This is a genomic window from Rothia sp. HMSC066H02, from assembly GCF_001814995.1.
Classification (GTDB): domain Bacteria; phylum Actinomycetota; class Actinomycetes; order Actinomycetales; family Micrococcaceae; genus Rothia; species Rothia mucilaginosa.
Window position 1 is genome coordinate 62,611 of the sequence record NZ_KV818674.1, and the last position, 14,420, is coordinate 77,030.

Genomic DNA, 14,420 nt, shown 5'->3' on the forward strand with positions numbered 1-14,420 from the left:
CGGATTCGCTGGTTGGTGTTTCTGCGGCTTCGGGCCTGGTGCTGGGCTCTACCGGTTTTGAGGTGTTGGGTGCCCGCGTGGTGGATTCGCGTGTGGCTCGTTTTACGGCGCCTGATCCTTTGGCTGCGCCGGTGGGTGCTGGTTGGGGTTCTGATCCGTTCTCGCTGGTGGGTGGTAACCCGGTTTCTTTGGTGGATCCGTGGGGTTTGTCGCCGATTTCGTTTGAGGATTACGAGCAGTATCGTCAGGAACGCATCAAGAATAAGGGTGCGATTATGGCGGCGCGTTGGTTGCAGGTGGCTGCTGTTGCGGTAGTGGTTGGTTCAGTGTTTATTCCTGGAGCGGGTTGGGCCATAGTAGCTGGTGCTGTTGCTGGGGCGATGGAAGGCGCTGCAACTGGTTTGGAGAAGACTAAGAATGGTCAGGTTGATGGTTGGGATGTGCTAAAGGAAGCAGGGTTGGGTGCTGCTAAGGGTGCGGTTCTAGGCGCCAGCACTAAGGTTATTACCCATTCGACGAAGTTTGCTAGTCGCTTTGTGAATAATAATACTGAGAAGTTTGCTTCCAGGGTGGCTTCTAAGGCTGCCTCTAAGAAGGGTCTTGATAAGCTTGTGCCTTCGTGGGTTCAGAAGCCTGCTGAGAAGGCTGCTTCGTTTATTAATGCCCGGAAGGATGGTATTGCGCAGGCTATTGAGGATAAAAGATTAGGGTGGAAGTGGCTGGAAAATAGGGCGAGTGTACATGCTCCGGATATTGTGGCTGATGGTCTTTCCTCGGGCATAGGCGCAGTATGGGATTATACGAGGAAGGCTGAGAACTTTAACGCCGGGGAGGCTGCTAAGGCTTTTACTTCGGCATCAATTTTTGGCCTTGCTAAAGGTGGTGTAGCTAAGGGCGTTAAGGTTGGGTATTCTGACAAGATTTCGTCTAAGACTAATGATTCAATCACTAAGATTAAGGAATCGTATAAAGGTAAAGTTGCACCGGGGGAGAAAGCTCCGATTAAGGTAAAACTTCAGGAAAAATGGGATATCACCAAGGAATTCGTTCCTGGTGTAACGAAACAGACTGTAATTAATGAGTTTGCATCGCGTGGAGCAAATGCAACCTTTGGCTGGTTGGATAAAAATTTTCAACGTGATGCGTTGCAAAAGTCTGCACGGAACCAGACGCCTGTTTCTGAGCGTCGAGCTCAGATGTTGAAGGGAAAGGACTTTACGGACGCTATTTTGGGTACTCCGAAAGACTTGTTGAAGTCGGGCGCCGGTAGTATTAAATCTCATAGGAGCGAGATGAAAGATTCAGCTAATGCTGGGACAGATACTACGACTGTACCTGCTACTGAAACTAGTGAAGGTAAATAGTTATGCGCAATTTCTTGATTATCTTCTGGGGTATCTTCGCTGCGTTCACAACAGTTGCGACGTTTTACGTCCTCATCAATTACGAGGTGCAGCGCTGGAAAGATAAGCAACGGCAACGTGAGGGTATTTATATCCGACGAGTTACTCGGCTCGAAGCTCTCATTACGATATTTACCCCCGTTTTTCCGTGTGCTATGTTTGCAGGTCATATATTTTTTGACCCTGAATCAGCAAGTATAACGATTGACATAACGGCCTTGTTAGTATCAGCGATATTTGTCGCATACTTGCGGTATGTGCACGTTGCCTACGTGAAGATTTCTTCCGAAGGCGTCGAGCAGCGCATCTGGTTCTCCAACCCGACCCGTTACCCTTTCAATGCGATTAACCGCGTCGTGTACTACGAAAAGCCAGATATTGATGAACCGGATATGGTGGGGTTCTACGCCAAATCTGGCTTCCAGATTGCCTTGTTTGATCCGATAACCCATAACAATTACCGGCTCTTGGCGATTGTGCGTTTCAGGATTGAGAACAAACGTTGGCCGGATATGACTAACCCTGAAGATGTAGCGAAGGTAGACATACTCGATAAGAGGGGTATGACAATTTCTTATTTCAAGGGTTTAAAGAAAGTCACTAGCCTTGCCGACGTTGACATGTAGCACCGCACGGCATCAGCTTCGAATATAGAGAAAGCCCCTGGGCTGAGAGATTACCTCTCAGCTCAGGGGTCTTTTGCATACCTAGGGTCAGCCAAGAAACTTGGGCGGATACGGACCCAATCCCACCCGTTGGTGAATGGTCGCCTGGTCTTGACCCGGGCCTTGCGCCTAGTTATCCTTCTGGTCGGTTAGCCCGTAGAGCATCATATTGCTCTATATTTCCGCTTATCAGAGCTTTTAGCTGCATAGAGTATCCTTGGGGAAGGTACGCCACCTTCGGGTGGCGCGCTTCCGGATATTCACCAACCACACGAAACGAGAACCCACCATGCGCACTTTCCTCATTATCTTCTGGGGCATCTTCACTCTAGTCGCGACAGTTGCGACATTCTACGTCATCATCAATTACGAAGTGCAGCGCTGGAAAGATAAAAAGCGGCAGCGCGAGGGTATTTATATTCGACGAGTTAATCAGGGCGAAGCTCTCATTATGATATTTACCCCCGCCTTCCCCAGCCTTTCGTTTGTAGCCCACATATACGGCGGCCCGGATTCAATAGATATATGGGTTGACATAGTGGGCTTTTTGCTATCGGCTATGTTCATGTCCTTTTTGCGTTATGTGCATGTCGCTTATGTGAAGCTTTCTCCCGAAGGTATCGAGCAACGTATGTGGTCGGCACGCACGACCGTCTATCCCTTCAACGCTATTGACGGCATTGAATACTATGAGGCAACCTCTACAGACGACCAGGATCTTGTGTCTTTCTACAGTAAATCCGGAAAACTAATTGCTGCCTTCTGCCCGATTATTCACAAGAATTACCGGCTCATGGCGATTGTGCGGTTCAGGATTGAGAACGAGCGTTGGCCTGATATGAATAATCCGGGTGATATTGCTCGGGTGGATGAGCTAGATAATGGTCTTGAGACAGTCTCCTACTTTAGGGAACGGGAGAAGGTCACCGGTCTTGCCGACGTTGATATGTAGTACCGTATAGAGAAAGCCCTTGGGCTGAGAGCCTATCTCTCAGCCCAAGGGCTTTCTGCATGTCAGCAGTAGCTCATCTGAGCGTCACCGTTAGCGGGTGATAATCGCGAAGTCGCTGCTGGACAGGTTCGTGAAATTACCAATCTGCGCGTTCAGGCGGCACTTAGAAGTCACCGACAGCGCCGTCACCACCCGCTGATCCTCAGACACCAACACATGCCCCGAACAACCATCCGAAAAACTAATCAACTGCGCATCCGGAGAAATCGCCTGAACCAGCGTCGAAAACTCACCCGTACGCGGCAAAACCATCAACGGATTCAACTCATCCGCACCACTCGGCCACACCGGAACCACCGTCACCGGCAAAACGCTCTGATTCACCACACGAGAAGGAACCCGCAACTCAATCGACCGCAAACGCTGAATCGGGTACGCCGTCGAACGCACCTCCCGGTCAGAAATAGCCTTCGACGTCTCAGAATCAATACGGTTCACCCACTCCTCAAAAGCACGCGAATCCTTAAACTCAGCAGACACATTCGCCCGAACCTGCACCACACCATTAGCCGGGATACTCACCCCAGACAGATTCCACGAACACGGAACATCCACCGCAGTCACACTCGACTGATTCTTCGACACACCAGAAGACGCCTGACCTGCATCCCACGTCACCGAAGCACACGAACCACCCTCAACACCGGGAAGCACCTGCAAAATATCGCCCCGAAGAGCCGACTTCTGCGAGGAAAACTCAAACGTCAGACGGGCACTCTTATCCCGCGGGTTATACGTACCCTCAATACGGGTACCCAAACCACTCGGCAAAGACGCCGAACTACGGCTCGAAGCAGACCACGACTCAGCCGTCTTAGACGAACCCTTACCGCCGCCCAAGCCGACAAAAGCGAGCACACCCACAAGAATCAAAGAACCCAGGATAGCGCCCCACACCAGCGGGCGGCGCAACGGCGAACGGGCAGGTTCCTCTTCCTCAACAACCTCATCAGGCACATATACCGGCTGCTCCACCACAAAAGGAGCGCGGATAACCGTCTCATTCTGCGCCTGACCCAGCGACGGCATGCCCGCACCATACAGCTCCGTAACATTCTGCCCAGGCACCGCAGAAACCGCAGGCTCAGCACCGTGAACCACCGTAGGCGTGTACCCCACAGCACCCGAAGACACCTCAACCCATCGAGGGAGCACTGTATCAGCCGCGAAACCTTCAGCCAAAAGACGCAGCTTAGCGGCAGCCTCAGCCGCACCAGGACGCTGAACCGGGTTCTCCGCCAACATCCCGTGAAGCACCTCAGCCACCTCAGCCGGAATCTGCGGCGACACCTGCACCGCACCACCACGCGCCGGAAGAGGACGCGCCGCCACCAACAACTCATGAAGAGTCACCGCGCACGCATAAACATCAACCGCCGGAGTAGCCACACCATGTGCAGAACGCTCCGGAGCCATATACCCCGGAGTACCAGAAAACGAACGAGAAGCCCCCGAACCCGCAGAGCCAGTAAAAGAAGCAATACCGAAATCAGCCACACGAACCTGCTGATCCAGAGACTCCCCCAAAACACCGCTCAGCAGAACATTCTCCGGCTTAATATCCAGATGCATCACGCCCTGACGGTGAGCAAACTCCACCGCATTCAGAACCTGCACCATCAGACTCAACGCCAAACGAACCGGCAACGGACCCTCAGAATCCAGTTTCTGACGCAACGAACCGCCATGCTGAAACTCCATCACCAGAGCCAGCACGCCACCCTCAACCACCATGTCCGTCAACGGCACAATATGAGGATGCGACAACGCCAACAACACCGAACGCTCACGCACAAAAGACTCAAGAACCACAGGGTTCTCCGCAAGCTCCGGACGCAAAACCTTCGCTGCATACAGAGCCCACGAGCCGCTCATCGTAGCAGCCCACACTTCACCGACCGCACCAGAACCCACCCGGCGCACCAAACGATACGAAGAGCCAAGGGGAGCGCCTGCAACCAAGCCCCCCGCAGGCTGACCAGCAACCTGCGGGGTAGGATGAGCATCACGGCGCTCCGAGCCGGAGTACTGCGGCGAACCAGCAGGTACAGTCACGGGCTAACTCCTTAACATCAACTTCACAACAAGCAGGAAGACTCCCCAGACGGGGCGACCCCTACAGCAAAATAGCCGGTAAAGTTACACCATACCTCACCACACGCCAGACAGGCCCTACAGCCCGCCACGGTGCTGAGAATCCTCAGGACTCATCAGCTGCACCAGAACCGGCGACCCGGCAAGGAACGCATAGCCACGGCCAACACTCAGCTGAACCGGGGCGCGCCTCGGAATAGAACCGAACATGTCCATATCCGTATCAACATTCGGCTGAACCACAGCACCAGTGCGGAACTTGCGAATAGCCTTCGTCCAATGGCTATACAAAGGACGCAAATCAGTCGGCTTACCCGTAGCAATAATGTGAACGTCCGGGAAGTCACCCTTCACAATCGCATCAAAAACGTTCATCGGGTCATCCACACGGTCGCCGTCATCAATCAGCAACAGCACCGGGCCCGCGGCATCCTGCAAAGCCGCCTGCACCTGAGCAGAAGCATTCTTGCTCTCAAACACCCGGTCAAAAACGCCCTCCGGCGCATTCACCAGACCTGAACGCTGATCGAAGACAGCCCAAACCTCCGGAACCTCAGCGGCATCCATGCGTGCGTTCTCTGCCGCGGTGGCATCACCAGACGCCAACGCGGCAGATACCGACTGCTCCGCCGCAGCCCTCGCCCGAGAAACCAGACGAGCAAACGCAACCAGCAGAGAAGACTTACCCGAACGCGGATTACCCGCAACCATGGCGTGCTCACCCTCGTATAGCTCGAAAGCGCACGCCTCCAACGTAGCCTCCGCAATACCCACAGGGATACGCCACAGGCTCGGAGAAAACTCAGCGGCAGGCATGCTCTCCCACGAAACCCACGTCGGCAGCTGACCAATTACATCACGCTTAGCAGGAGCCTGCGGGAAACGCTCACGAACCATAGAGACAGCCTCCTCCACACCAACAGCGGGAGTAGCCACCTGCATCTGACGCAGACGCTTCGGATCAACACAACGGCCGGGAACCGCAGCCGGAACATTCGTGCCGCGAATACCATGCGAGGAATAATCGTGGACATCGCTCAACTGGAAGAACCACGTCTGCAACGAAGCATCAAGAATCTGCGACGGGATATTCTTCGCGCGGCTCGTCGACACCACGCAGTGAATACCAACAGCAGGACCATCCGCATACACGCGGTAGAAATTCGCCAACAAGTCCATGCTCACAGCGTCAGAGAACTCATCACGCAGCGTCGCAAAACCATCCAAAACAATGAAAAGAGGCTTACGGCGTGACGCATCAGCACGGCGAGCATCAAGCTCCGACTTCACAAAACGCAAGAAACGAGCCTGACGTTCCCTAGCGCCCTGACCGGTACCCACAGCAGAAACAACATGCGGCAAAGAACCCAACGGCAACAAGCCATCAGCGCCCATATCCACCAGAACAATATCAATGTCCTCCGGCGAATAATGCTGAGCCAAACCCAGCACCACCGACTGAATCGTCGTGGTCGTGCCACTACCAGCAACACCCACCAACAGCAGGTTGCTCATCTCAATATTCCAGCCCATAGGCACCTGACGCTGCAGCTCAGGCTCATCACCCAAAGCGCACATCAGAACACCGTCCTGGACGCCCCCCACAGTGGGAAGATCCGGATCAGGGAAGCCACGCACACCAAAATCAGCCAAATCAACATACGAACCCAACGGCTCAGGCCACACCTTACGAGGAGCAACCGCACCACGAGCCGCATGAGCCGCCACAACAGCGTCAATCAGCAGATCCAGGTCATTCGCATCACTCGACGACACCTTCGGGCGCGCACGCTCAGAACGAGGAATACCGATACTATCGGTCGCACGAACCTCCAGAGAAGTCACCACCTCAGTGCCGCTCTGACCCGTCACCAAGGCAGTCTGCACCGGCGAAATATCGTTCTGGCCCAGCTTCACGTAGGCGCGACCCATCTGCGAACGCGAAATCTCCGAAGCATCCGGGACACCAATCACGTTCGAAGAATCCTCACGGCTCTGCACACGCAACGCCACACGCAAGTTCGTATTCGCCAGAATGTCATCATTCACCACGCCGGCAGGACGCTGAGTCGCCAAAATCATGTGCACACCCAGGGTACGACCCACCGCACCAATGCTCACCAGCGACGACAGGACATCCGGGAAGTCCTTCGCCAGCATCGCAAACTCGTCAATCACCAGCAGCAAGCGAGGCATCGGCTCCGGCGGGTTCGTCGCCAAATAATCCTTAATGTTGTCCACACCCTCGCCAGCAGCCGCAAACAGGCGCTGACGACGATCCATCTCCGCCTCCAACGACTCAATAGCGCGGTGAGCCAACTGAGCATCCAAGTTGCTCAAAGTACCAATCGTATGCGGCAGACGCTCACACGTCTTAAACGCCGCACCACCCTTAAAGTCAACCAGAATAAAGTTCAAACGGCTCGGATCATGGTGCGCAGCCAAACCCGCCACCAACGAACGCAAAAACTCACTCTTACCAGAACCAGTGGTACCACCCACCAGACCGTGAGGACCGTCCTTCACCAAATCCAGCGTGAACGCGCCAGAATCGCCCACACCAATCTCCGTACTGAAACCATTAGCCTGCGACCAAAACGCCTCAATATCCTCAGCACCCGGAGGTGTCGGCAAACCAACCAGCTCAGGCAGCTTTACCAGCTGCGGCAAACCGCCGCCCAGAAGCAGACGCTCAGGGTCCTCATGATGCGCCAAAGTACGCGCCACATGAAGAGCATCCTCAGCGCTCACACCGGCGAGCACACCGTCAGTGACCGTGTAACGGCGGCGAGGCTCCGAATAGGTCATAGAAGCCTCCTCACCAATCTCCACGACCGAAGTACACGACGCAGGAAGGCGATCAACAGAAGAAGCCAGCACAATACCGGCAACACGGCGAGCGCCCGCAGCAGCAGTCTTATTCGCCATCAGACGCACTTCATCGCCGTACGCCAAAAGGTCGCGTGCCGGCGACTCACGGCCCTCAGTGAGGGTATCCGAATCAACGACCACGCACAGGCCGCAGGTCGGAAGAGACTCAATATCGTTGTATAGAGAGCGCAGCATCTGATCCGACTGCTCCTTACCAGAAGCAAACCAACGCATCTGCTGGTTCTGCGCCATATGCATGTGTGGAAGCCACGACGTCCACACCCAGTCCTGCGAGCGCGCCGAATCAGCACAGACCGCAATCGTCATATCAGCAGGACCCGTGTGGGTCGCCGCCTGCAGCACCAGGCTACGCGCCAGGGCAAGAGACTGCTCACGCGGACCGACAATACCGATAGCGCCGCCCTCACGCAGGTCAGCAACCAGCGGGGCATCCCACAGGGTATTGTGCTCAAGAATATGCTGAACCTCAGGCTCAGGATTGCTCGGCTTCGTCAGCTCAGGAGCCCAATGGATATGCCCAGTACCCACATGGAAAGTCAACAGGTCAGGGCTGGTGCTCCGGCGACGCCACAGCGTCATTGCAGGAAGAAGCGCCCGCAGCTGAACGGCATCCGGTGCCGGGGCAAGGTCGTGAAGACGCTCAATTTCCTCACGGTTACTCAGAGCAATACGTTCCTTGAACTTCTCCATTTCCTGCTCAAAACGCACACGCTCCTTCACCTTATCCTTAGCGTGACGACGTTTCTGCTCCACCCACATGCCAATACTCAGAATGGGGCTGAGCATCGCGAAAAGGGCGTAACGAATCTCCTGCATAATGGCAACCATTGCCGCCGCCATAATAATCGGGCCCACCGCCATCGCAATATTGAACTTTGGCGGGTCAGAAACGTTCTTGCGGGTAGGTGCCTCCACCTTATCCGGGGCGCTCAATGCACCCTGACGCGGCGGACGGTTAAACGGTGCAGTACCCGACGCGCTCACATTCGGAGCGCTACCGGGGCGAGGCGCTGCCTTCTCCTGAGGAGCAGGCTGCAGAGTCAGAACACAATCCCCAACATGGATAGTGGTGCTCTCAGAAACAGTCAGACCCTCCTCGGGGATTTTCTGACCGTCCACAAAACTACCGTTCGTAGAACCCGGGTCAGTGATGCGCACCTTCTGAGTGTTTGTCGACTCATCATGAACCACCTGCAGGTGCAGATGCTCCCAGGACGCGCTCGCCGTGGGCAGCACAATGTCGGCGTACGGGGAACGACCCGCCACCAGAGGACGCGAAGAGGGGATAGGGTGCGGTAGGGTAACCGTCGAACCGCCGCTCAAGCAGACGCTCCAGCCCTGCACCAGGGAAGGGTAGGAGAGCGGTGCTCTAGAGATGCGCATACCCTCCATCGGCTTGACCTCCGCCAGGGTGGAAGATGCCGTCACCGGGCGGTTATCGCAATACAGCGGCTCGTCGGCGGGCAGGGAGGGGCCACCGGTCGCCTGGATGAGATCAGCGATGGTCGTCTCAGGCTGCCAGGAGTCTAGTTCATAGCTCCCGTTATGCTCTTCAAGTTCAAGGAAAAAGCGCATAAGGTGTTCTCCAAAATAGATAAATCGTGAGCCCCGCTGGTGGACGGACTAGAAGTAATACCCGAAAGCCGGGGTGTGATGGGCTGGCTCTGTACGGATTAGGCTTTGCTCGGAAAAGCTAGTCGCGAGATTCTGAGGTGAACGTGCGAAGCATCCACACGGGCGGATTCACCACATCCGTTGAGGAAGACCCGCCCTGAATCATCGAAGCTTCCGCGGTCGGGTAAAGAAGGCCCACCTGCCCGCCCGCGGCGTAAGAAGACGAAAAATCCAACGGATACGCGACCGTAGAATCTTTAGCGTCCAAACGAAGGGTTCCTAGAACCCGTCGAACCGCCTCAGGAGTGTATTCACGAACCTGGCTCGTGGCATACGCAAAAGCCAAGAGCGCGTTATGGGAGGGAGCATCCGCCCACACTGCCGATTTCGAGAACGATTGTTCGCCTGACAAATCCTTGAGCGAAGAATCATTCTTCATACGCTCAACCGTCGACACAAATGCCGAAGAAGCACGACCGGCATCATCAGCACTCAACGCCGCAGCACGTGCCTGCACACGCCCCACAACGCGAATATTGTCAGTCAAGGAACCACCGTTCTCCAGAAGAAGACGCATAAAAGGCTCCGTCAAAGCTTCCTCACCCGCAATCACCGGAGAAGTAATACCCGCCCTCTGAAGAGAACGAAGCACCTTTGCCTGAGTCGACGCTGAACCCGTCAAAACCAGAACAGGAGAAGAACCCGAAGACTTGTCCCCCAGAAGGCGCGTCAGCTCCTTGAGAGTGTCTTTCATGCTGTCTTCATCAGCAGAAACCTGAACGCGGTTCGTATAGGGAAGGTCCGGTGCAGAGCCCTCGCCCGCATCCAGCAGGATGGTGCGCACACCATCAAGCTGCTGCGAAGAACCCGTGCTGGATGCACCGGCGAGCGAACGAATAGCAGTCGTATAGACCTGCTTCTCCTGCTCAGGATCCAGAGCAAAACTCCATACCCCATCGCCAGCATCTACCCGGTCATACGCCTCAATCACCGCAACATTGCGTTCCTTAGCAGCAGCCGTAGCACCCCGAAGATGCTCACCCCGAGAAGCAAGCACAATACCCAAAGCACCCTCAGAAGAGAGCTTCTCTACCGCCTCACGGGCACCCTGCTCCGTTCCCTTATCGTTCGCATAAAGAACCTTCACAGAAGAACTACCCAAAGCCAGACGGTACTGCGCAACACGAGCACCCTGAGCATTCAGACGCCACGCAGACCCTTCAGCATCATCACCAAAAGTAGCAACAACACCAATAACAGGCTCACGACCAGACGCAGGAAGAGAAATAGCCTGCTGAACCGTCACCGCAGACGCAGGGTTCGTACCCGTGCCAAGCGGCAAAGGCTGAGGAGTCACAGCGCGCACGCCATACCAGATCCCCACCACCGCAAGGCTAAACAGCACACACAGACTGACACACCACACCACGGTGCGCTGAGTGAGCCGCCTGCCCTCGCGGCGGTGAGGACCTGAATCAGAGCCCAAATGAGGGGAAAACCCCACGGCTAATCACCAATCTGGAAGGTGTACACCGTCTTCACCTCTGCACTGCCAGCATTCGACAGGTGGAAGGTCGGCAGCGAACGCAGACGCTGCAGGGACGCCTTGAACTGCGCCTGACGCTTCTGCAGAGCAGCAATATCCTCAGAACGGAGGTTCGTGTAACCCTGAGCATTCTGCATCGCCAAAGCAAGCTGGTAATCAGCCGCACCAGCCTTCGCGCTATTGCTCTTGAGCGCGCCCAAGAGGCCAGCGCCCTCAGCGTTGCTATCGCCCAAATCAAGCATGAGCTTCGACAGGTCGTTATTCAGCTGAACGGATGCACCAGCCAAATCTCGGGTAGCGTTCTCAGCGCGGGTGCTCAGAGCAACCAGAGAACGCTCAGTCACCGAATCCAGAGACTGACGCAGGCCCTCAATACGATCATTCATATCCTTGTGCTGAACCTCGATAGACTCACCAGCCACCTGAACCACAGTATTCGCGGTATCAGTAATGCCAGCAACCGAAGCAGAGAACGCCTCCTTAGCAGCCGAAGCGCTAGAAGAACCATCGCTCGAAACCTTACGAATCTCCTCGCTAATCATGCTCGTCAGGCTCTCACGAGTCTCATCGGCAGACTCCTTGAACGCTTCCTTAATAGCGGTGGAGAGGTCAGCCTGCATGTTCGTCATATCCTCCAGGTTCTTACCCAAAGCATTGACAGCATCCGAAGCTGAATGGATACGATCACGCAGAGAAACCTTAGCCTCCTCAGTAGGCTCTTCCTTCTTTTCCGCGTCCTGGTTCTGCGCGTTTGCGGCATCGTTCAGGGTCTTCTCAACCTCGCCCAGGGCACCATCTACCGCGTTCACAGCATCGTTAAGGTCCTTGGCGTCGCGAGCCAGACCCTCCTTGGGGTCATCCATCGAAGTAGCGGCAAGAACCTCATCCCACGCAGCTACCGCGGCAGCAATACGCTGCTCCATCGGAGTACGTGCTGCCGGGGTGTTCGAAGTGTAGGTACGCTCATTCGCGTTCTCCACCGTAATGACGCGAGTATTACCTTCCGTGGCAGTAGGCTCGGCGGAAGGAGCCTCAGAAGAGGGAGCGGCGGAAGGTGCCTCAATCTTCTTCGACGGCTCTGCGGAAGGAGTTGCAGAAGCAGACTCAGACGGCGCAGGGCTAGGAGCCTCAGACGGCGCCTCAGAAGACGGGGAAGCAGACGGCGAAGCCGCGCCACCACAAGAAGAAGCCGTCAGGTATCCACGCAGATGCTCCACCTGCTCAGCAGACAGAGAACCGCCACGCTCAGTAGACAGAGCACAAAGCTGCTCCGCCAGTTCCTTATTCTGAGCGCTCATAGAACCAGAACCGTCCACCAGCTCCGCACGAGCAGAAGCCGCACGAGAATGAACGTTCTTGATGCTCTCAATCAGACGGCTCGACGTTTCCTTCATCTGATTCACGTTCTGACGAGCCGCACTAACCTTCTCACTCAAAGAACGCACAGCATCAGCATCAAGAGAAGACGGGTCCTTCTCCATCTGCGCAACAAGCTCATCCATCTGACGCTTCAACGCCGAATAGTTGTTGTTCGCACCCTTCAAATATTCCGGCTGCAGGTGATCCACAATCTTCTCACCGGTAGCAACCAGTGCAATCAGAGAGCTCTGCACCGTCACCGATGCACCGAACAGGGCGCAGGTCACCGAACCGTTAGAAGAACAAGTCTCAGCGGTCGGGTGTTCCGGGCCGACAATCTCACGAATCGAAGCCGTAAGATCCTGCTGGCAATCCGAACTTGCCTCCGCATACGCATTCAGAACAGCAGATAGCTGAACCAAATTACCGTACACGCTACGGCTACTCGCACCCTCCTCACGATGCACAACACAACGACCGCCGCTATGCGAAACAGACACATTGGGGCGCGCCGTCGTATCACCCAGCATCGAGTGAAGAGCAGCAACAGTACGCTCCAACTGAGAAATCAGCTGAGAATTATTAGTACGCGAAGCCTCAGAAAGATCCTTCTGCAAGCTCTCAATATTCGCCTGCAGACCCTGCATAGTCTTCGTCAATGATTCATTCTGAGTCTTCAGATGCTCGGCAGTGTCCTTACCCAAGGTCGCAGACGTATCATCCAGGCTCTGACGCACCTGGGCAACCTGCGAACTAGCGCTAGTCAACGTCGTATTAACCTCGTTGACGGTATCAATAGTGCGCTGCAGGAGCGCCACCTGAGACGCATCCTGAGAGGTGAAACCGTTAGTAATGATTCCCGCACCAGACAAATCAGAAGCAAAACCAGGCTGCACCGAAATGTTGAAGGTAGGCGCACTAAAATCCTTCGCCTTAACCTTCAACACAAAAGAGGAAGAACTACCAGTCACAGGAGGCGCCGAAATAGCACCCCACTGAACAACAGCCTTACCTTCATCATTGGTGCTCACTACACCATTCGTCGACGAATCAGCCGCATCAGGGGTCGTAATAACCTGAGTAGGAGAACCCGAAAGAACAGTAGAAGCAGCAATAGAGAACGGAGTGCCAACCGGTGCAGGGCTAGTACGGCTAGTACCGGATGCATCATAGGTGACGTCCTCGGTCTTCACCGTCAGGTTCTCAACCGTAACCTTAATCGTGATTTCGCCACTGTAGCCGTTCAAATCATTCAGGTTAGTGCCGCTACCGCGCTCAGTAGAATACTGCAGGCTCACACGCACAGGAAGGTCATTAACGACGTCCTTCGGCTTGAACTGCACATTGCTCGAGGAGCTTGTGCGATCCTTGTCATTAACGTAAATGTTGGTCGACTCAATCGACGAAACCTCGCCGTCACGACCCATCTGAATATTCACGTTCTGCAGAACATTAGTAGCGTTCTCTACCTGGCGGGGACTCTGAGAAGTAACAGTACCCTTATCGGAAGGGGCACTGTTATTGTTCGTGCCCGTGGAGCAGGAAGAGAAAATAAGTGCCGTCGTGACACCCAAAATCAAAGGGAAGCGGAGTAGACGCTGACGCGCTGTGGTGTGGTTGGTCATGATGATCTTTTCGTTGAGTTATATACCGTGCAGACACACAACAGCGGCAAGTCTGAAACGCCACTGTATAGTGCCCACCTGAGTGGATAGGGTCAGGGGCAAAGCCGGAAAGAGAAAAAGCCCCGTACCACTTTATCAGTCCAATATGGGAAGGTTGATATTTTTTCCTCCTAGTCGGTGCCTCATCAGGATATTCAATTCAACCTTGAG

The 14,420-nt window shown here is 54.9% G+C and carries 6 protein-coding genes and 1 pseudogene; 3 read left to right on the plus strand and 4 right to left on the minus strand.

Annotated features, from left to right (window positions below):
- From HMPREF2999_RS04085 to HMPREF2999_RS04095, 3 genes and pseudogenes are all read left to right on the plus strand, one after another.
- Positions 1-1,364, plus strand: a pseudogene (locus HMPREF2999_RS04085) (hypothetical protein); the annotation flags it as partial.
- A gap of 2 nt (positions 1,365-1,366) precedes the next feature.
- Positions 1,367-2,029, plus strand: coding sequence for a hypothetical protein (locus HMPREF2999_RS04090; protein WP_070675538.1), 663 nt, complete (start codon positions 1,367-1,369; stop codon positions 2,027-2,029).
- A 328-nt stretch (positions 2,030-2,357) separates the two neighbouring features.
- The gene (locus HMPREF2999_RS04095) at positions 2,358-3,020 is read left to right on the plus strand and encodes a hypothetical protein (RefSeq protein WP_070675602.1); all 663 of its coding nucleotides are present in this window, start codon (positions 2,358-2,360) and stop codon (positions 3,018-3,020) included.
- Between the two features lie 90 nt (positions 3,021-3,110).
- Here the strand turns inward: HMPREF2999_RS04095 and HMPREF2999_RS04100 are convergent, their stop codons facing one another.
- The 4 genes from HMPREF2999_RS04100 to HMPREF2999_RS04115 form a co-directional block, all read right to left on the minus strand.
- Complete coding sequence (locus tag HMPREF2999_RS04100; RefSeq protein WP_070675535.1) at positions 3,111-5,135, minus strand: serine/threonine-protein kinase; 2,025 nt, start codon at positions 5,133-5,135, stop codon at positions 3,111-3,113.
- A gap of 117 nt (positions 5,136-5,252) precedes the next feature.
- Entirely contained in the window at positions 5,253-9,641 is a 4,389-nt protein-coding gene (locus tag HMPREF2999_RS04105; protein ID WP_070675532.1) for an FtsK/SpoIIIE domain-containing protein, read from the minus strand.
- A gap of 118 nt (positions 9,642-9,759) precedes the next feature.
- Complete coding sequence (locus HMPREF2999_RS04110; protein WP_246823070.1) at positions 9,760-11,037, minus strand: type 1 periplasmic-binding domain-containing protein; 1,278 nt, start codon at positions 11,035-11,037, stop codon at positions 9,760-9,762.
- 149 nt (positions 11,038-11,186) lie between these two features.
- The gene (locus tag HMPREF2999_RS04115) at positions 11,187-14,210 is read right to left on the minus strand and encodes a chitinase (RefSeq protein ID WP_070675526.1); all 3,024 of its coding nucleotides are present in this window, start codon (positions 14,208-14,210) and stop codon (positions 11,187-11,189) included.
- Positions 14,211-14,420 lie beyond the last annotated feature (210 nt).